The 19,734-nt window shown below is 60.2% G+C and carries 17 protein-coding genes; 9 read left to right on the top strand and 8 right to left on the bottom strand.

Features of this window, described 5'->3' with window-relative positions; translation table 11 throughout:
- Positions 1-53: 53 nt before the first annotated feature.
- The 4 genes from BGE01nite_RS12550 to BGE01nite_RS12535 all read right to left on the bottom strand — a co-directional run bounded on the left by BGE01nite_RS12550 (position 54) and on the right by BGE01nite_RS12535 (position 3,316).
- Positions 54-875, bottom strand: a complete 822-nt coding sequence (locus BGE01nite_RS12550) for a hypothetical protein (RefSeq protein WP_146850810.1) — start codon at positions 873-875, stop codon at positions 54-56.
- A 29-nt stretch (positions 876-904) separates the two neighbouring features.
- The gene (locus BGE01nite_RS12545) at positions 905-1,363 is read right to left on the bottom strand and encodes a type III secretion system chaperone (RefSeq protein WP_170266758.1); all 459 of its coding nucleotides are present in this window, start codon (positions 1,361-1,363) and stop codon (positions 905-907) included.
- A gap of 354 nt (positions 1,364-1,717) precedes the next feature.
- Positions 1,718-2,161 carry a cyanase gene (cynS, locus tag BGE01nite_RS12540; RefSeq protein ID WP_146850808.1) on the bottom strand — a complete coding sequence of 148 codons (444 nt, stop codon included), beginning with the start codon at positions 2,159-2,161 and terminating at the stop codon, positions 1,718-1,720.
- A 33-nt stretch (positions 2,162-2,194) separates the two neighbouring features.
- Positions 2,195-3,316: a CmpA/NrtA family ABC transporter substrate-binding protein gene (locus tag BGE01nite_RS12535; RefSeq protein WP_170266757.1), complete on the bottom strand. Its 1,122-nt coding sequence runs from the start codon at positions 3,314-3,316 to the stop codon at positions 2,195-2,197.
- A 150-nt stretch (positions 3,317-3,466) separates the two neighbouring features.
- Between BGE01nite_RS12535 and BGE01nite_RS12530 the strand changes: the two genes are divergently transcribed.
- From BGE01nite_RS12530 to guaA, 8 genes are all read left to right on the top strand, one after another.
- Positions 3,467-4,390, top strand: a complete 924-nt coding sequence (locus tag BGE01nite_RS12530) for a LysR family transcriptional regulator (protein WP_146850806.1) — start codon at positions 3,467-3,469, stop codon at positions 4,388-4,390.
- 235 nt (positions 4,391-4,625) lie between these two features.
- Positions 4,626-5,651, top strand: coding sequence for a fatty acid desaturase (locus tag BGE01nite_RS12525; protein WP_146850805.1), 1,026 nt, complete (start codon positions 4,626-4,628; stop codon positions 5,649-5,651).
- A gap of 492 nt (positions 5,652-6,143) precedes the next feature.
- Complete coding sequence (locus BGE01nite_RS12520) at positions 6,144-6,578, top strand: hypothetical protein (RefSeq protein WP_146850804.1); 435 nt, start codon at positions 6,144-6,146, stop codon at positions 6,576-6,578.
- A gap of 85 nt (positions 6,579-6,663) precedes the next feature.
- Positions 6,664-7,644: a trypsin-like peptidase domain-containing protein gene (locus BGE01nite_RS12515; RefSeq protein WP_246145718.1), complete on the top strand. Its 981-nt coding sequence runs from the start codon at positions 6,664-6,666 to the stop codon at positions 7,642-7,644.
- A 71-nt stretch (positions 7,645-7,715) separates the two neighbouring features.
- Positions 7,716-9,551, top strand: a complete 1,836-nt coding sequence (locus tag BGE01nite_RS12510; protein WP_146850803.1) for a hypothetical protein — start codon at positions 7,716-7,718, stop codon at positions 9,549-9,551.
- A 206-nt stretch (positions 9,552-9,757) separates the two neighbouring features.
- Complete coding sequence (locus tag BGE01nite_RS12505; protein WP_170266756.1) at positions 9,758-12,022, top strand: FG-GAP repeat domain-containing protein; 2,265 nt, start codon at positions 9,758-9,760, stop codon at positions 12,020-12,022.
- A gap of 138 nt (positions 12,023-12,160) precedes the next feature.
- Complete coding sequence (guaB, locus tag BGE01nite_RS12500) at positions 12,161-13,621, top strand: IMP dehydrogenase (RefSeq protein ID WP_146850801.1); 1,461 nt, start codon at positions 12,161-12,163, stop codon at positions 13,619-13,621.
- 47 nt (positions 13,622-13,668) lie between these two features.
- Positions 13,669-15,189: a glutamine-hydrolyzing GMP synthase gene (gene guaA, locus BGE01nite_RS12495; protein WP_146850800.1), complete on the top strand. Its 1,521-nt coding sequence runs from the start codon at positions 13,669-13,671 to the stop codon at positions 15,187-15,189.
- A gap of 71 nt (positions 15,190-15,260) precedes the next feature.
- On the opposite strand, the gene BGE01nite_RS12490 is transcribed toward guaA, so the two are convergent.
- The 4 genes from BGE01nite_RS12490 to BGE01nite_RS12475 form a co-directional block, all read right to left on the bottom strand.
- On the bottom strand, positions 15,261-15,467 hold the full coding sequence (locus BGE01nite_RS12490; protein ID WP_146850799.1) for a hypothetical protein: 207 nt from the start codon (positions 15,465-15,467) through the stop codon (positions 15,261-15,263).
- Positions 15,464-15,754 carry a GreA/GreB family elongation factor gene (locus BGE01nite_RS12485; protein WP_170266755.1) on the bottom strand — a complete coding sequence of 97 codons (291 nt, stop codon included), beginning with the start codon at positions 15,752-15,754 and terminating at the stop codon, positions 15,464-15,466. The genes BGE01nite_RS12490 and BGE01nite_RS12485 overlap by 4 nt, the downstream gene beginning before the upstream one ends.
- Before the next feature lie 136 nt (positions 15,755-15,890).
- A complete protein-coding gene (locus tag BGE01nite_RS12480; protein WP_146850797.1) occupies positions 15,891-16,139 on the bottom strand; it encodes a hypothetical protein in 249 nt (82 codons plus the stop codon).
- 524 nt (positions 16,140-16,663) lie between these two features.
- Positions 16,664-18,460, bottom strand: coding sequence for a M3 family oligoendopeptidase (locus BGE01nite_RS12475; RefSeq protein ID WP_146850796.1), 1,797 nt, complete (start codon positions 18,458-18,460; stop codon positions 16,664-16,666).
- A gap of 107 nt (positions 18,461-18,567) precedes the next feature.
- Here BGE01nite_RS12475 and purN point away from each other — a divergent pair, with 107 nt between their 5' ends.
- Complete coding sequence (purN, locus tag BGE01nite_RS12470) at positions 18,568-19,644, top strand: phosphoribosylglycinamide formyltransferase (protein WP_146850795.1); 1,077 nt, start codon at positions 18,568-18,570, stop codon at positions 19,642-19,644.
- Positions 19,645-19,734 lie beyond the last annotated feature (90 nt).

The raw sequence follows: 19,734 nt of genomic DNA, 5'->3' as shown, positions 1-19,734 counted from the left end.
TTCGCGACTTCGCGGATGCGGTGACTCAGGACTCAGGAATCTCGAATCAGGAATCAATAGTCGGGCATGCGGCGGACGACGTCGCCGCGGATCATGCTGTCGACGCCTTTGGCGAGGGTGGTTTGGAGCTCGTCGAGGAGCTTTTGCTTGGCCGCATCCCTCTCCTGGCCGGGGGGCATGGCTTCCCACTTCGCCATGTCGTTTTTAAAGCCTTTGATGCCGGTGGTTTCGGTGTTCGGGCCCATGAGGTCATCGTTGACGGACTCTTGCCCGCCATTCATGAAGCGGCCGACGAAGTTGCGGAGCTCGCGGTCGGAGCAACGCGCGCCGTCCTTGCCCAGTTCATTCAAGCCATCCAGGCAGTTGGAGAGTTCGGGACAGTAGGCCTTTTTGCAGCCATCGCGGATCTTGGGACCGAGCTCGGGGTCCTTGAGCTGTTCGGTGAAGGGCTTGGCCTTCAATTGCGCATATTTGTCTGCCTGGCTCAGGACCTGGTCGAGACCGGTATGGCCCTGCATGCCTGGGAAGGTGAAGCCGCTACCCTTGATCCAGATGCCGGTGCTGGTCGTGGAGGTGGCGTGAAGCTCGCCCGGCTTGCATGAGCTCATGAGCTCCTTTGCCATGTTCGCAGGGATGCCGCGATCAGTCATGAATTTCGAAACGGTGGCGCGGGCCAGGTCCTGCTTGGCGGTGCGTCCGGACATGTCCCCCTTCTGGCTGAAGTAGCGGACGCTGGGCTTCCAGTTGGAACGCGCATAGAGCGTGACCTCACCCTTGTCGTCCGTCTTGGCCCGGATGTCCTTGCCGGCATTCGCCTGCATGAAGTCCTGGAGCTGCTGGAAGGACGTGTTTTGCTTGATGGCGATGCTGCTCATGATGTTTGGGAGTTGAGATTGATCTTTGTTTAGATTCGGATCATGCCAGCCAGCATGTCTGGCGCTTCATAGGAAACTGAGGTCTCCTTGGTCACGGCCTCGCGCCAGCCCAGGGCTGCATCGACGAAATTGTGCAGGCGCAGGCCCCAGCTGTCGACGTCGAGACCCTGGAGGGGGACATCAAACATGAGCACGAGCTGGCCCTCGTCCCCGCCTTCCATGGCCATGCGGATGCCGCCAGTGTCACGCCAGAGGGCATTGATCTGAAGGAGTGTTTTGTAAATCTCCGTCTCGTTGCCCCGCGCGGGCTGGCCGATGTCCATGGAGAGCACGAAGACGTTCCGGCTGTCATCCAGCTCGACCTCGATGATGTGGTCGTCATCGAGAAGAATGTTCCAGAGTCCGTCGGAGAGCTGGTCGATCTGGGCTGCATCCAGCCAGGGACCAATCTCTTTCATCAGGGCGTTTACGTCGGGAAGGTCGTCCATGGCGGGATTCTTGAGGATAAGGGATCGTGGGAGCAATCTCAAAAACGCCCGACGGCCGGTCATCTTCAGGATGTTTTCACTGCGTCTTCACCAGTGCATCACCCGATCGAGTGATGTCGATTACAAAATTTTTCCCAACAGTTTGTTTTTCCTGGGGTCGAAGGGGGCCGTTTTTTCGCGGCAGGCTGCCCGAGAGTGGAGGGAGAGGGTGGCTGCTTGGTGGCAGCGACTTTCTGTCTTCTACGCTGAAGCTTCGGAAGCCATGACGGGCTGAAGCCCGTGCTCCGAACGCCAGAGTGCCGAACCAATATTGCGTATTGTAATATTGGTTCGGTGGTGGCCCGGACTTTTTGGCTACCAGGTCTTGTAGCCGAGGAACTTGCCGTTCATGACGATCTTCACGCGGTCGCCTTTGGGGTCGGGGATGCGGTCGATGTCCATGGTGAAGTCGATGGCGCTCATGATGCCGGCGCCGAATTTTTCCTCGATGAGGGCTTTGAGGGTGGAGCCGTAAACATAGATGATCTCCTGGAAGCGATACTGCAGGGGCTCCTGGGTGACGGTGGAGGCGGCCTCACCTTTGTTGGCGAACTCGACGAGGGCTTCCGCGACATCCGGGCCGAGGCCGAGGAAGGTACCGACTTTTTCCGCTGCCTCTGGCGGCAGGGCATTTTCACCGAGGCAGGCGGAGGTGGTATAGACTTCCGAGAGGCAGGCGGCCTGGGCGATGGCGGCCCAGGTGGTCTGTTTTGCTTTTTTGGCGGCGAGGATCGTTTCGGTGAGGGTGGCTTTGGTCATGGGAGTGGGGCTTTAGGTGTGTTTTTCTTTTGGTTAGGCTGGGGAGTGGGCGGGGGATCTGGCGGCGGCCGGTGTGAGGGCGAGGGCCTCCTCATAGAGATCCTCGCGGAAGAGGGCGCTGACGCGCTCCTGGCTCATTTGCGGCAAATCATTGCCCAGGCCATGGGCGCGGATTTCCTGGATGACCCAGCGTGCCTTGGCATCGGAAGGGCGGCTGGCTTCATCACGACTGAAGACGATGGCGCGGGAGGCATCCGTGGTGCTTTTGCCGCCCATGCGGAAGGGGCCGACGAGGGCATTGCGCGTGGCTTCCACCGGTACTCCCAGGTAGGGACGGGAGGCGAGGAGAGTGGCGAGCGCGGGGCGGTTCGCAGGCTTGTCACACCAGCGCGCGGCCTCGATGAGGGCGGAGATCATGAGCACATGCTCGTCATGGCGGTCGTGCTCAAACTCACTGCGCACCATGATGACCTTCTCCGGATGCATGGGGTCGAAGTCGGCACTGAGCGTGATGCAGCGGCAACTGCCGCGCAGGATGCCCACGGAGGCCCAGGGCTCGGCGACGCAGTAGCCGTCCAGGTGGCCCTGCTCCATGCACTCGGCCATCAACGGTGGCGGCACGATGGCGATGTCCACGTCCTTGTCCGGATCAATGCCGCCTGAGCGCAGCCAGCGGCGCAGCAGGTAGTGCTGGGAGGAGTACTTTAACACACAGGCGAAGGTGAGCCGACGGCGGCCTTTGAGACGTGCCACGAGCTGGCCGAGCGAGGCTGCATCCGTGACCCCAATGTCATAGAGTTCGTTAGACACGACGGTGGCATTGCCATGGTAAGCCAGAATCAGGCCGGTGAGGCAGGGGACCGGGGTGACGCCGAGACCGTGGGAGATCTGGAAGACCATGCTGGCCGGGGCATGAGCGGCATCCACCTCGCCATGGAGCATTTTTTCACGCACGGTGGTCCAGCCGGCCTCACGGGAGAGGCGCACGTCCAGGCCACGCCGGACAAAGAAGCCCATCTCATGCGCCACGATCAGCGGGGAGCAGTCTGTGAGCGGCACATAGGCCACCGTGATGCGCCTGGGCGGCTGGGGAGCGGTGATGCCGGCGCGTTTGCGCCGCTGCGGGACTCTGAGACTGGTGTTTGCAGGAGTCATGATGAGTGACTCGTGCCCGCAGTTTTGCTTCCAGCCCATTCAAGTTTTGGCGAACTGAGTGAAACAATTTCTGCCGATTAATGAACAAGATTCAGCAAAGATTTGGAACCTTCATTGCTGGAATTCACTGCTCCGCTTATCCATCACGCCATGGAGACCCTTGTGGAAACCCGACACCTGCGCGTGTTTGTCACGCTCGCCCGCACCGGCAATATGAAGCTCGCGGCGCGGGAGCTGAATCTGACCCCGTCAGCGATTTCGCATGCGTTGAAGGCCTTTGAGGAGTCCCTGGGAAAGGTGCTGTTTGAGCGCACCACACGGCGCATGCTGCTCACGGACGAGGGGACGCGGCTGCTGGCACAGGCTCAGGAGATCCTGCAATCCCTGCAGCAGATGCAGACGGGGAGCACTGGAGCAGACCGGCGGGCGGCGCGGCTGCGAATCGGGGCCAGCCCCACGGCCTGTCAGTACCTCATTCCTGCGGTGATCCGGGAGTTGAAGGAAAGCTGCCCGCAGATGTCCATCCAGATCACGCAGGGCTCGGCAGCGAGCATCGCCCAGGATCTGGCGGAGGGGCGCATTGATCTGGGCTTGTGCCCGCGCACGCCGGATCATCGCAATTTGACCTGCATCCCGGTGGCCTCGGATGTGCTGTCCTTCATCACGCATCCGCAGCATCCCTGGGCACGGGCGCAGAAGGTGAACCGCGCGGAGATCGCGGCGCAGCGTTTCATTCTGACGGAGAGCCGGTCCCACACGAAGCGGCTGATCGATGACTACTGGAGCCGGGAGAAGATCGTGATCCAGCCGTTCATCGAGATTGGTAATGAGGAGGTGATCAAGGAACTGGTGCGGCTGGACATGGGAGTGGGCATCATCCCGGCGTGGCTGGCGGCGGAGGAGCTGGACAAGGGGCTGCTGACCTCGCTGCCGCTGGGTCGGAAGCCGCCGGTGCGGGAGTGGGTGGTGTGTCATCGGAACAACTACCCGTGCAATTTTGGGGAGACGCTTTTTGTGGGCATCAGCCGGCTGATCGCAGGCAACCGGATTGGCTGGTCTGGGGTGATCAAGTAGCGTGGGTAGCCACAGGCGATGAGGGTTCCTGTCTAGGCCGAAGTCGCCGCCTGAGTCTGGAGGCGGAGGGGTATGAATGCCCCGCCTTATTGGTTTTTTCCTGCGCCTCATTTGAGCGGAAAAGCTGGGTTTGCCCTCTGAGAAGGGCCGCCCTTGAGGCCTTAAAGCGACTTTGTCTCAAAAAATTCACAGACGAAATACCGAAAATGTGCTACAAGAGGGCTTCCTCTAACCCATGACCGAATCCTCCGCCCGCCGTCCCCTGCCTTCCATCGCAGAATGGAAAGAGATCGTTGCTCAGTTTCAGGTTCCCTCCGTGCCGCGCGCTGTGTGGCAGATGGTGAACACGCTTGTGCCGTATTTTGTGACTTGGTATCTGATGTACCTGAGTCTGGCCGTTTCCTACTGGCTGACTTTGGGTCTGTCCCTGCTGGCCGGTCTGCTAATTGTGCGCACCTTCATCATCTTCCATGACTGCTGCCACTGCTCCTACTTCAAGTCGAGGAAGGCGAACGAGATCGTGGGCTTCTTCACGGGCATGCTGACTCTGACCCCCTACGGTCACTGGCGCTGGCAGCACAATGTGCACCATGCCACATCGGGAGACCTGGACCGCCGCGGTGAGGGTGATATCTGGACGCTGACCGTGCAGGAGTATCTGGAAGCCTCCCGCTGGAAGAAGTTCGCCTATCGTCTGGCGCGCAATCCGGTCATCCTTTTTGTGGTCGCACCTCTGGCCATGTTTGTGATCTACCAGCGCTTTCCGTCTTCCGGCGCGAAGGGCAAGGATCGTAAGTCGGTGATGACCATGAACATCGCGCTCGCGCTTTGGGCGGCGCTCTGGAGCTGGCTGTTTGGCTGGCAGAACTACCTCATGATGCAGCTTCCGGTCACGATGGTGGCAGGCGCAGCCGGCATCTGGATGTTCTATGTGCAGCATCAGTATGAGGACGTGTACTGGGAGACCCACGACGAGTGGAACTACACCACGGCCGCGCTGGAAGGCAGCTCCTTCTACAAGCTGCCAAAAATCCTCCAGTGGTTCACGGGGAACATTGGCTACCACCATATCCATCACCTGAGCTCGAAGATCCCGAACTACCATCTGGAGCGCTGCCACAATTCGCATCCGCTGTTCCAGTCCATCGAGCCGCTGACCTTCTGGAAGAGCCTGAAGTGCGCGAGCCTGCGTCTTTGGGACGAGGAGTCCCGGAAGCTGGTGGGGTACAGCCACCTGAAAAAGGTGAAGGCCGCTGCGTGATTCGCCGAGCGTTTTAAGTGATCGCTTTTTGCCAGCCGGGGCCGTGAGGTTCCGGCTGGTTTGTTTTTGGGAAGAGTGGCGCGGTGTCCAAAGGGTCCGCTTGGGTCCGTTGGAGGATGAGGGGAGGTGGTGGAGGTTGCGGGGCTATGAGTGCACTTTTTTCACAGGAGATTTGGAGATTGGGAGGGGATGACGGGGAGCCGTTTACGATCGTTTACGGTGGTTGACCGTTGTTTCGAAGAAGGGCCGATCCAGCCAAATCCAAGTGGATCCAGGTGGGATTTCAGAAGGGTGCCGCGCGGAATCCGGCCGAGGCTCAACTTTCGGAGAAAGCTGGCCACTTTGGAAGTCAATCCGACCAAATCCGACCGGATCCGAGTGGTGTGGGATTGGGGAGTTCTGGCATCGTGGGAGCGATCCAGGTGAATCCGGCCAAATCCAGGTTGGATTTTTGGGCAAGGTGCTGGCAAAGGGTGGGGCGACTCAACTGCCATGCGCGAAAGTGACCTCCTCGAAAAGCTCCGGAAGATCGAGCGGCTGTATGCCGGTGCGGCGACGGCGGGGGAGAAGGAAGCGGCGGCGGAGGCGATGGCGCGGATCCGGCAGCGGCTGGATGCGACTTCGAAGGTGGAGCGGGCGATCGAGTACCGGTTCACGCTCATGGACGGGTGGTCGAAGAAGCTGTTTCTGGCTCTGCTGCGGCGGTATGAGCTGCGGCCTTACCGCTACGCTCGGCAGCGGCGGAACACGGTGATGGTGCGGGTGCCGCGGAGTTTTGTGGATGAGACGCTTTGGCCGGAGTTTCTGGAACTCAGCGAGGTGCTCAAAACCTATCTGGAGGAGATCACCAATCGTGTGATCGCGGAGGCCATCCATGCAGATGGCGGTGAGGAGGAAGTGATTCCGGGTGAATATCTGGGAAGATGAAGGATCGGGGCCGTTTGCAAAAAATCCGCTGAAGAAAGAAAAGTCCTAGTAAGCGTGGAGGCGCACGCTAGCGTTTGTGCTCGTGATGAATTTTGGCATCAAGATCAGGAGAGCGGCGCTCACGGCATGCTTTTGCGGCGCCTTGGGTGCCCAGGCAGCCGATGGCACTCAGGTGGTATTGAAAAACGGAACCTCCATGCAGGGGCAGATCCTGAGGGAGCGTGATGACATGATCCTGCTGGATCTTGGCTTCACCGTGCTCAGCGTGCCGCGTGCGGAGATCGCCAAGATGGAGAAGATCGCCGCGACGGTGAACACTGGTTCGAATGTTTCGGCCAGCCGTGGCGAGGACATTTATTTTGTGGAGCCAGGCCGCGAGCCGCTGGCGGTGGAAAAGAATGTGGAGCGTGTGGCCGAGGCGGTGGTGCAGATCCAGACGGCCTCCGGGCTGGGCTCGGGATTCATCATCAACAAACTTGGTTATGTGGTGACGAACCAGCACGTGATCGCCGGTGAGCGCGAGCTGACGGTGGTGGTGTATCGGAAGAAGCAGGACGGGCTGGAGAAGCAGGCTTTCACGAAGGTGAAGATCATCGCCATGAACGGCTTCCTCGATCTTGCCGTGCTGCAGATCGACGATCCGGCGGTGGACACGCTGCCCTATGTGCCGCTGGGAGATTCGGACTCGCTGACGCAAGGGCAGGGGGTGTTTGCCATCGGCAGCCCGCTGGGCTTTGAGCGCAGTGTTTCACAAGGGATCGTGAGCATCAAATCTCGTGAGAGCGGCGGACGCTGGTACATCCAGAGCACGACGCAGATCAATCCCGGTAACTCGGGCGGTCCGCTCTTCAACGGCCGTGGCGAGGTGATCGGCGTGAACAACATGAAGATCGCCGGCATGGGGGTGGAAGGGCTAGGCTTCTCCATTCCCGGGAATGTGCTGAAACTGTTTCTGAAGAACCGCGACGCCTTCGCCTTCGACCCGCGTAATCCGAATGCCGGCTTCCGCTACCTGCCGCCACCGGCACCGCCTGCGAACAAAGAATCTCCCAAAGAAGCCCCGTGATCTTTTCTGCGGAGGGAAAGCTCCTCATTGCCTAACTTATTGTTTATTCATTCACTCATTCATCTGTTTCCATGAAGCATACCCTCACCCTTATCAGCGCGCTGGCCTTGCTGGCGCTTCCCGCCCAGGCCGCGAAGCTTGAGCAATGGCTCAAGCTCCTGCCGAAGAACACGGTGGGCTATTTCGCGATCAAAGATGCTCCCGAGCTCATGACTGACTGGGAGAAGAGCGGCTACGGCAAGATGATCGCGGACCCTGAGTTCAAGAAGTGGATCGCGCCTGTTTACAAAGATGGCGAGCCTGCCTGGGACAAGGAATTTAAAGAAGGCACGGGTGAAGGCCTGGAGGCCAATCTGAAGCGCATCCAGGGCAGCGTGCTCCTGGTCATCGCGGGAGACAGCCCCGAGGACATGGAAGACACGGCCGGCAAGCCTTTCGCCATCCTCATGGAAGTGGGCGATCAGCAGGCGAAGTGGGAGGAACTGCTGGCCAAGGATGTGGACGAAGATCTGACGGAAGACAAGGAACTGCGCAAGCTGACCAAGGACGTGGCCGGTGTGCCGCTGAACGTGCTGGCGGTGTCTGAAGAGGCGGACGCGAAGTGGAAACAAGCCTACGCTTTTGTGGATGGAACGCTCATCATCGGGGACAAGCCTGCCCTGCTGGAGTACCTCATCTCGGCGGTGAAGAGCGGCAATGGCGAGGTCTCTGAGACCGTGACCAGCCACATCAACCGCCATGCCCAGCTTTCCGATGGCACCGCTGACATCACCGCTTATGTGAATGGCGAGACGCTGATGAAATGGCTGGAGCAGACGCTGACCAAGACCATGAAGAGCGGCCAGTCGGCGATGCCCATCGACCCGAAGACCATTTTCGAGGCGCTCGGCACGAAGGAATTTCAGTCCATCGGTTTTGCGGTCGATCTGAATGACAAGGAGTCACGCATCGACTTCGGCCTGCTGCACCCGGCGAATCCCACCGGCCTGCTCACCCTCTTCCGCGGCACCAGCACAGACGTGCCGCTGCCTGCCTTCATCCCGGCGGACGTGCTTTCCGGCCAGGTGGGCCGCCAGAGCCTGGAGGAGATCTACAGCGGTCTGCTTGGCATCGTGAACAAGCTGGGTCCTGTGGCGATGATGGCGACCATGCAGATCAGCCAGATCGAGCAGCAGATGGGCTTCAAGATCAAAGAGGACCTCTTTGGAAGCCTGGGTGATGAAATCATCACTACCAGCGATGGCGAGGCTCTGGAGCAGAGCCAGGTCTTTGGCATCAAGGTGAAGGACCACGCGAAGCTTGTGGGAGTGCTGGAGAGCCTGAAGAAGTTCGTGGGCCAGGGATTCGGCGCGGCTTTTGAGGACACCGAGTATCTCGGTCACACGATCAGCACGTACAAGGCCAGCCAGGCTGCGACCCCGGGCGCAGCTTCCACAGAGATCGGTTACTGCCTGACGAAGGACTACCTGCTCTTCAGCACCGGCAAACAAGAAGTGCTGAAAAAGGTGCTGTCTCGCATGAAGGAACCTGCCGGCCCGAGCATTTGGGACTCTCCACGCACGCAGGATCTCATCGCCTCCCTGCCGAAGAACTACTTTGGCCTCGGTGTGGCAGATGCCAGCAAGCAGCTGCTGCTGGTGGTGGATGCCATGACGGCGGTGCAGAAGCAGGCCGCAGGCAAGAAGAAGAGCGGCGGTGCCGCGAAGAAAAAAGGTCCGGGCAAAGGCCCCAAGGCTGATGCCGCTGGTGAGACCGAAGCTGCCAGTGATGACCTGACCGAGTGGTTCGACCCGGCTGCCCGTCCTTCCGACGAGATGTTCAAGAAGTACCTCGGCACGGAAGCCTCCGCCAACTACAACCTTCCCGAGGCATTCCATGTGCGGATGTTGTCCAAGCCTGTTCAGTAAAAGGCCGGCGGCCCTGGTGATGTCATCAGGGCCTTGCGCGGCCTTTTGAATGACTCATGACGAATTTCCGAATGACGAAGGAAGCACGAAATCCGAAGCTCGAATCTGACCAAGGTGCAGAGCTCCCTTTCATGGACTCATCTTTTGTTATTCGGGCTTCGTCATTCTTTCGTCATTCGTGCTTACTCATTCGTCATTTCTCTCCCATGCGTTCGCTCGCTCTTGCTCTTCTGACTTCCACCTCTGCCTTCGCGGCTGACAAGCTCTACTTCGAGGGGCCGGAGGTGGTGAAGCTGGACTGGAACACGTCCTGCCCGCGCGCGGCGGACTTCAATGGCGACGGGCTCACGGACATCGCGATCATCAACCAGGATCGCGCCCGTCTGGAGTTCCTGATCCAGCGGAAGGACGGCATCCGCCCTGGCGAGCCGGAGCGCAGCTCGCGCTCGGACCGCTGGAATCCGATCCTGGAGATCTCACGCTTTGACAAGCAGCCCTTCGTCATTGGTCATAGCGCCTTCGCTTTGACCGTGGGTGACTGGAACGGCGACAAACGCCCGGACATCGCGTATGTGACGGATGAGGAGAAGCTGATCCTGCGCACGCAGGGCGCGAAGCCGGGTGACTGGACGCAGAAGAAGGAGTTCATCCTCGACTCGACGGCGGATGACAGTGAATCACTGCTGTCCCTGGATCTGAATGGCGATGGCAAGTCTGACCTGGCGCTGCTGACGGACACACGTCTGATGGTCTGGCTGCAAAGCAAAGATGGTTGGGCCGAGGTGAAGAGCTATGTGCTCGGCCAGTCTGGCTGCGGCGGCCTGCGCACGGGTGATCTGAATGGCGATGGCAAGGCGGACCTTTTTTACACCTCGCCCGATGCGGACGCGGTGCTCGTGCGCCTGCAGCAGGAAGGCGCTTCCTTTGGCGAGGAGTGGCGGCTTGAGACCGAGGCCAGCCGCTGCTGGACGCATCCTGTAAAGCTTGGCAAGGACAGCAAGGCCACAGGTCTGGGCTACATCCATGACAGCACCGGCATGGTGGAGATCGCCAAGCTGGCCACGGGCGCGGTGGAGCCAAACGCGGATCGGGCGGCGAGCATCCGCTATGCGATGCCGGCGAGTGATGCGAAGGGCGGCGCGGTGGCGTTTGGTGATCTGAATGGCGACGACATCGAGGACGTGGTTTTGACGGAGGCCAAGAATGCGCGGCTGTGGTTCTTCGCGGGTGTGAAGGGCGGCTCTTTCCGCGAAGGCCGTGAGTTTCCGGCGCTGAGCGGCATCGAGACGCTGGCCATCGCGGATGTGGATGGAGATGAGAAGGCCGAGTTGATTGTCTCAAGCCCGGGAGAGAAGTCCATCGGCCTGGCGCGCTGGCAGAAGGACCGTCTGGCCTACCCAGAAGTGATTCATCAGAGCACGGACACGCTGCTCACGCTCACGGCGGGCAATGTGACCGGTGAGAAGACGGCGAACGTCCTGGTGCTGACGGACGTGAAGGGGAAGGCGAACCTGCTCAGTTTGAAATGGAATGCCGCGGAGAAAAAATTCATCTCCAGCACGCAGGAGCTGACCAGCGCGACTGGCAAGCCTAACGCGGTGCGTGTCATCGATGCGAATCAGGATGGGCGCGGTGATCTCGCGCTCTTTTCCACCCTGGCGCCGATGCAGGTGCTGCTTAGCCAGACGGATGCGAAGGCACCTTTCAAGCGTGCGGAAGGTCTGCCGGATTCGCTGGTGAACAAGATCTCTCCCGTGGCGCTGACGAGCGCGGATGTGAATGGTGATGGCAAGGACGAGATCATCGTGGCCAAGGACCAGCTCGCCCGTGCCTTCAAGGTGGGGGCGGATGGCAAAGCCGTGACCGTGGAGCAGTTCAACGCGCCGGATTCCACCTCGCAGCTCAGCGCGGTGCTGGTGGCGAAGGTGGAAGGCAATATGACCGTGCTCCTGGCGGACAGCGCGCAGCAGAAACTGCATGAGATGGTGCCTGGAACGGATGGTGTGTTTCGTGCGGGTCGCACGCATGCGCTGTCATCTCTCTCGGCCGAGCAGATGCACATGATGGGAGACAAACTGCTGGTGATCAGCAAGACGAGCTTTGAGATCACGCCGCTCAGTGGCTCCGCCATGAAGCTGGACACATTGGTGTCTTTTGATTCCGAGTTGAAGGACACGAAGCCCTCCGACCTCATTCCCGCGGCCTTCTCCGGCCTCGATGTGGATGACATCGCGCTGGTGGACTTCAGCGCGAGCCGGGTGCTGGAGCTCTTCCAGCCGGATGGCAAGACGCCGCCAGCCTGGAGCAGCGCCATGTATTTCCGCATCTTCGAGACGGATCCGCATTTTCGTGGCAAGAGCGGCCGCGAGAACGAGCCGCATGACTATACTTCCCTGGATCTCAATGCGGATGGCAAGCTGGACCTCGTGCTGCTGGTGCACGACCGAATGCTGATCTACGTGAGGAAGTGATGCCTGGATTGTGAATAACTCCCATCTTGTTAATCCTGTCGATATAGCCGCTGCCTTTTTTTGATGGCTGAGCCCTGCGGGGAATGCAGCAGTTCACGATTTCGCGTGACAGTCCGCGAGAGACCGCTTAGATGGCCTATGGGCGCCACACCTTCCCTCGCACTCAGTTTCGACGACGTTCTCCTCCTTCCAGGTCTCAGTGAAGTTCTGCCCGGAGATGTCAAAATAGGCACGCGCTTCGGCGGCAGCATCGATCTGAATATTCCTGTTCTGTCCTCTGCCATGGACACGGTCACTGAATCGGAGCTGGCCATCGCGCTGGCTCGTGAAGGCGGCCTCGGAGTCATCCACCGCAACTGCCCCATCGACTACCAGGCAGAGCAGGTCGCGCGTGTGAAGCGCTCGGAGAACACGGTCATTCAGAACCCGCACACGGTGCGCCCGGAGACGACTCTCGCCGAGCTGCAGCGCCTCATGTATGAAAAGGGCGTCAGCGGCTTCCCGGTCGTGGACCCTTCTGGAAAGCTGGTCGGCATGGTGACTAGCCGTGACATCTGGTATGTCGAGGACGAAACCGCGCTGGTTTCCGGCATGATGACCCCTCTGGACCGTCTGGCCACAGGCACCAGCGGCACCTCCTTTGAAGAAGCGCTGAAGCTGATGTATCAGCGCCGTATTGAAAAACTGCCGCTCGTGGACAGCGCAGGCAAGCTCGCGGGCCTCATCACTCGTCAGGACGTGATCAAGCGCCAGACCTTCACCCACGCGGCGAAGGATGCGAACGGCCAGCTCCGAGTCGGCGCTGCCGTCGGTGTCGGCGAAGACTGCGCGGATCGTGGCGCGGCTCTGGTGGCTGCGGGCGCGGATGCTCTCTTTATTGATGCGGCTACGGGTCATACCTCACGGGTGGCTTCGGTCATTGCGCGACTTCGTGCGAAGATCGGCGGTTCGATTCCGGTCGTCGCTGGCAATGTGGTCACCGCAGATGGTGCGCTGCATTTGATCAATGCGGGTGCCTCCGCCGTGAAAGTAGGTGTGGGCCCGGGCTCCATCTGCACCACGCGTATCATCTCCGGTGTGGGCATGGCCCAGTTCACTGCCGTGCAGGAAGTGGCGGATGTCTGCCGTGAGCGTGGTGTGACGGTGATCGCTGATGGTGGCATTCGCTACTCGGGTGATATCGTGAAAGCCATCGCAGGCGGTGCTGACTGTGTGATGCTCGGCTCCCTGCTCGCTGGCACGGCTGAAAGCCCCGGCAACATGGTCAAATGGCAGGGCCGCACGTTTAAAGAGTATCGCGGCATGGGCAGTCTCAAGGCCATGCGCAAGGGCGCAGGCGACCGCTACGGCCAGAACAGCTCTGGCAAGCTCGTCCCCGAAGGTGTCGAGGCTCGTGTGCCCTTCAAAGGCCCTCTAGCCGACGTGGTCTTCCAGCTCATGGGGGGTCTGCGCAGCGGCATGGGTTATGTCGGCGCTGACAACCTTGATGAACTTCGCTCCAAGGCCCGCTTTGTCCGAATCACCGCCGGTGGTTTGAAAGAGAGCCATCCGCATGATGTCGTCATCACTGAAGAGCCTGTGAACTACGAGCCGAGTTAATCGGCATCGTTGGTTAGTCCTTATTCCCGCATCCGTCGTTTCCTCTCATGACCGCTCAAGAAGTCGCCGTCCTCGATTACGGCTCCCAGTATTCCCAGCTCATTGTCCGCCGCGTTCGCGAGCTCGGTTTCGTCTCGCATTTGTATCCACCGGCGGAGCTGGCCAACCTGAAGGATCCTGGAGCCATCATCCTCTCCGGCGGCCCGCGCAGCACCTCTGAGAAAGACGCTCCGGATGTGGACTATGACAAGCTCATGTCCTTCGGCGTGCCAGTGCTCGGCGTGTGCTACGGCATGCAGCTGCTGAACATCAAGCATGGCGGCACGGTGAAGCCCGGTGTGACACGTGAGTACGGTCCTGCGAAGCTGGTGGTGACAGATCATGAAGACCTTTTCAAAGGCATCTCTCATGAGTCCCAGGTGTGGATGAGCCACAGTGACACCTGCGCGAACCTGGCCAGCACGACAAAGGTCATCGCCACGAATGAAGACGCCATTCCGGTGGCGCTGAAGTGGTCCGAGCGCTGCTGGGGCATCCAGTTTCATCCGGAAGTCACGCATTCGCACGAGGGTACGGCCATCCTGAAAAACTTCCTCATCAACAGCGGCGCGAAGCTCGCGAAGTTCGACATCGAGGCCTTCAAGGCTCAGATGCTGGACCGCATCAAGGCTGAGGTCGGCAACCGCGAAGTGATCTGCGGTGTCTCGGGTGGTGTGGACAGCACGGTGCTGGCCGTTTTGCTCGCGAAGGCAGGCGTGAAGGTGCGCTGCATCTTCATCGACACCGGAATGATGCGTCTCAACGAAGCCGCCGAGGTCAAAGAGCTTTTCGGCAAGGTTGGTGTGCCGATCGAGCAGATCGATGCCAGCGCCACCTTCCTCGGTGCGCTCAAAGGCGTGACCGATCCCGAGCAGAAGCGCCGCATCATCGGCACCCTTTTCGTGGAGGAGTTCTGGAAGGTCGCGGACAACGTGGAACTGCTCGCGCAGGGCACGCTGTACCCGGACGTGATCGAGAGCGCCACCAGCGGCAGCATCGCCAGCAAGATCAAGACGCATCACAACCGGGTCGACAAGATCATGGAGCTCAAGGAGCAGGGCAAGGTGCTCGAGCCTCTGGCCGAGCTCTTCAAGGATGAAGTGCGCGCGCTGGGTGCCAGCCTTGGCATCCCGCATCAGGCTCTGTGGCGTCATCCTTTCCCAGGTCCGGGTCTCGCGGTCCGTATTCCAGGTGAGATCACCGCTGAGCGTGTGGCCACCACGCAGCATGCTGATGCCATCTTCATCGCCGAGCTGCGCCGCAGTGGCTGGTATGAACGCACCTGGCAGGCTTATGCGGCTCTGCTCCCGGTGAAGACCGTCGGTGTGAAGGGCGATGAGCGCAGCTACGAGCAGGCCATCAGCCTCCGTGCCGTCATCAGCGAAGATGCCATGACCGCCGATTGGGTGGAGCTGCCCTACAGCGTGCTGCGCAACGCCTCCAACAAGATCCTCAACAGCGTCAAAGGTGTGAACCGTGTCCTCTACGACATCAGCACCAAGCCGCCGGCGAGCATTGAGTGGGAGTGATCCCAAGGAAAGTGGTCCTCTCACTCCGTGAGAGGATGGTTAGGCTCACATGCGATATCTGATCGGATGATTCACAGGGTGATGAAGAGCTTCGCGAAGCGTCCTGGAGTGCTCCAGTCTTCTGGAGCTCTGCGACGAAGCGGATGATAAGCGAGTTTTCGAAGGCGAATGGATCCCGAATGTCCTTCGCCGTCGGCTTGCGCGAAGGTTTTTGTTAGGCCTTCGAGAGCGCCGGAGGGCCGGCGCATTCCAGGACGCTGGCGCGACTTCACGGTCATGCGGCGACAGCAATCATCTGCTCATCGTGTGTCTCCCCAGGCCTCTCCACGGCCAGGATGCGCATGGAGATGCTCTGGTCCCGGACCTGGATGGTGATGGTATCACCGCTGCGCTTGCGCAGGATGGCACGGCCGAGCGGGGCTTCGGCGGAGATGCGGCCGTGCTCGGCATCGGCCTCATGACCGGGGACGACCTGGATCGTGATGTCAGGTTCATGCAAGGCACCGAGGACGTTGAGCGGACGAAGAGTGACGTGATCGTAGTAGGAGATGGAATGGAGATTCATGGTAAGTGGTGTGTTTGGTTTTGGGTGATGGTGCAGGCATCCCGCCTGCTTTGTGTGAGAGCGGCCGTTCATCGGCATAAAAAATGAGCCGGGCGGGCGCCCGGCTCATGCGAACAAGCTGGATGCCTGTCCTACATCAGGCGGGCTGCGCCAGGTTCTGGCGTGCCACGCGTATGGACTCGATCACGCATCGAGGATGCGCCTGCTGCACGAAGTTGCGCACGGCTGAGCGGGCTTCTTCTTCGTTGGTTGCCGCGAGTTCATATCTGGCCTGGCTGGAGACCGTGCCGAAGGGTTCACGCCTCTTGAGAGAGCAGGTGACGAGCCACGAGGGACGTTCGAAGTTCAGGGCAGGGCGATGGGATGGGGTGTCTAACAGTTTCATGGATTCAAAGTTGGTTGGGAATAAGCGTGTCAAAGATTGAAAAAGGTTGGGTCATGTCCATGCGCGACCACGCACGGGCATGCGGAGTGTGTGGACGCGCTGTCTGAGCGCGTCAGTGCACGGGCATGCCTGTGATGTGAGCTTGCAGGGAAATGCTCAGTCCGTCGTGGGATCGGAACGCGGCTGTGCGTGATGAATCAAAGGCCTGTGGCCTTTGGGAGTTTGCGGGCAGTCCGGATCAGGAAGGGGGCTGCCCGCTTAATGTCGACTGGCGCCCAGTCGATGACATCTCGGGCCCGCCACTTCTCCTTCATTCAAGAAGGCTAAGCATTTGGTTGGGCGCGAAACGGTTTTCACAAATTCATTTCTAGCCGATTTCATCAAAATGGCAAGACTTAAATGCTCGGGCACATCCTCTGGAATCAGCCTCCCAGGCTGATTCCATGCAACCGAAGATGATCTCCAGCCGTAGCGTGCTGCTTGGTCAGGCTAACGAATATTATGACCGAATGATCGGCCGGAGATCATTTGATTGCCTCATAACCCACCAGTGATGGCTCCATGGCTTTCAGCGCGGTGGCCCAGAACTCGGGATTGGTGAGGTCTTCGCCGAGAGTCTGCTTCACCACTTCCTCACAGGTGGCGCTGCCGGTCATGGAGAGGAAGGCTTCATAGCGAGGCAGGAAGGAAGCGCCTTCCACCTTGAACCTTGCAAACAGCGCCTGGCTGAGAAGATAACCAAAAACGTAGGGGAAATTGTAGAAGGACACTCCGGTGATGAAGAAGTGCATCTTATAAGCCCAGAACATGGGGTCCGTGCCGTCATCGAGCAGCGTGTCACCATAAAGATTGCGCTGCGCTTCAGTCATGAGCTCGCGCAGGCGGCTCACGGAGACTTCGCCAGCGGCGCGCTCGGTGTAGAAGGCCTTCTCGAACTCATAGCGCATGGGGATGTTGATGAGATAGGCATGCGCGCGCAGCATCTCCTGGTCGAGCAGGTAAGCCTTGGTGGCTTCCGTGATGTTTGGATCACCCATGAGGCCGCTGAGCAGGATCATCTCGCCGAAGTTTGAGGCGGTCTCGGCGAGCGTCATCGGGTAGCTCGCCGCAAAGGAGCGCGCCGGGCGCAGGACGCAGGAGTGCCAGGCATGACCGGCCTCATGTGCCAGGGTGACCATGTCATGCACGGTACCGTGAAAGGTCATGTAGATGCGCTCTTCATGCTTGAGCTGCGAGCCGGTGCAGAAGGCTCCTGGGCGCTTGCCCGCACGCGGCTGGGCTTCGATCCAGCGATCCTTCAGCATGCCACCGAAGTAACTGCCGAGGCGTGGATAAGCGGGACTGAAAGCTTTCTCCACAGTGTCACAGGCTTCATCCCAGGTGAGAGGTTTCTCTTCCGGCGCGGCGATCTGCGGAGCCTCGAGATCAAAGTAGTGAAGAGCGGAAGTGCCCTGGAGTTTCGCGGCCTTGCGCAAGGCACGGCGCGGCAGATCGATGTTGGTGTGGATGGCCTCGAGCATCGCATCCAGCGACTTGCGGCTCATGGCTCCATCAAAGAGCGGCGTGTTCAGGAAGTGCGGAAGGCCACGGCGATCATAAAGACTGAGGCGTGTGCCAGCGATGCCATTCAAGGCGGCGGCGAGTGTGACTGCGTGATCATTCCACGGCTTCTGACCCGCATGAAACGCGGCCTCGCGCAGCTTGCGATCGGGTTCCGACATCAAGGCGCGACGGCGGGCCATGGGCACCGTTTCGGTATGACCATCGGGGAAGGTCATCTCAAATTCCATCTTGCCGGTGAGCGTGTCATAGAGGCGGCCCCAGGCATGCAGGCCGTTCACATTCAGATCCGCTGCGAGGGATTCCATCTCAGCAGTCATCTGCTTCTGCCCTTCCTCACGCATGCGCTTCACGCTGTGCTCGGCATTCTTGAGGGAGGCATCACTGAGCAGTCTGGCAAAGGTGGCATCATCCAGCTTCGCGAGAGCAGAGCGCAGGGTGGCCTGCAGTTTAGTGCTTTCGGCATCCAGCGTGGAGATCCAGGCTTCGTCTGCCTTCACGGCCTCATCATTGGCATCATCCGCAGACAAGCAGCCGAGATACGAGGAGAGGTGGCCGAGACGGTCGCTGAAGGACTCGAGCGCATTGATGACGCGGGCGATTTCCGCCAGGTCACTCCCCAGCGCAGAGGCCTGGTTTTTCAGAGCCTCGACATCGCTGACGAGCTTCGTTTTGAAGTCGCTGTAGTCGGCTTTGCCAAAGCCGGAGAACCAGGAGTCGAGGGACCAGCGGTCGGGATGAAGAGGGGATGCGTCAGCCATGGGGTTTGTTACGGGGGATCGAATCCCGTGCAAGGTGACAGAAACAGGCCCAGTGCAAACTTGCAAGAGCCGGGGGGCCGCTCAATAAACAGTCAGCCCTATTCCTTATGTCCGACCCAGCCCTCCACATGCCCATGACGCCTGCCGAAGCGCGTAAGCTGCGGGATACCCTGGACCGGACGGGTGGGAAGGTGGTCTTCACCAACGGCTGCTTTGACCTGCTGCATGCCGGTCATGTGCGCTATCTCCAGCAAGCCCGGGCTTTGGGAGATGCGCTGATCGTGGGTCTGAATTCCGATGCCTCTGTGCGCGAGCTGAAGGGCCCCAGCCGTCCCGTGAACCGCGAGCGTGACCGCGCCGAGGTGCTGGCCGGCCTGCGTGCCGTGGATGGTGTGGTCATTTTCAGCGACAAACGTGCCACGGGCCTGATCGAGGCCATCCGTCCGCATATTTACGCGAAAGGTGGCGACTACACGCCCGAGTCTCTGGACCCCGGTGAGCGCGGCGCGCTGGACAAGGCGGGCACGCAGATCCAGATCCTGTCCCTGGTGCCTGGGCGCTCGACCTCGAAGATCATCGAGAAGATGACCTCCTCGGAGAGTGTGGCCCCGCCGCTGCGGCTGGGGGTGCTGGGTTCGGGAGAGGGGTCCAACCTGCGCGCGCTGATCCGTTCCATCCAGAACCTGGAGCTGGACGCGCAGATCGTGGCGGCCATTACGGACCAGGGCGACAGCGGCTTCCTGAAGATCGCGAAGGGGGAAGGCCTGCCCGTGCATCATGTGCATGGCGGGGCGAATCCACGCCGGTTTGACGAAGAGGCACAGAAGAAGGTGGCGGAGATCCTGAAGGAAGCGGCCGTGGACGTGGTGGTGCTCACCGGGTTCATGCGCATCCTGAAAAGCCCCATTTTGGATGCCTTCACGGACCGGATCGTCAATGTGCATCCTTCCCTCCTCCCTGCCTACAAGGGCGCCACCGCCGTCCAGGATGTGCTGGATGAGGGCGAGCTGGAGACAGGCTGTACCGTGCATCTGGTGAATGCCGAGATCGATGCCGGGCGCATCCTGGCCCAGGCGAAGGTGCCTATCCTTGTGGGGGACAACGCTGAAAAACTCCATGCCCGCATCAAGGAGCAGGAGCATCGCCTGCTGCCCAAGGTGCTGGCGGAGTGGAAGCGTGCGTGAGGCCGCTTTTGCATCTTCGGGTGTGGCTTGCGTGAGGGCCGGGTTCGCTTTAAAGAACACCCCACCCCCTCCAGCTCCTCCTGATGTTCC

Origin of the sequence: Prosthecobacter gellanilyticus (assembly GCF_007992435.1) — a bacterium.
Lineage (GTDB): Bacteria > Verrucomicrobiota > Verrucomicrobiia > Verrucomicrobiales > Verrucomicrobiaceae > Prosthecobacter > Prosthecobacter gellanilyticus.
This window is presented reverse-complemented; position numbering and strand designations above follow the sequence as displayed.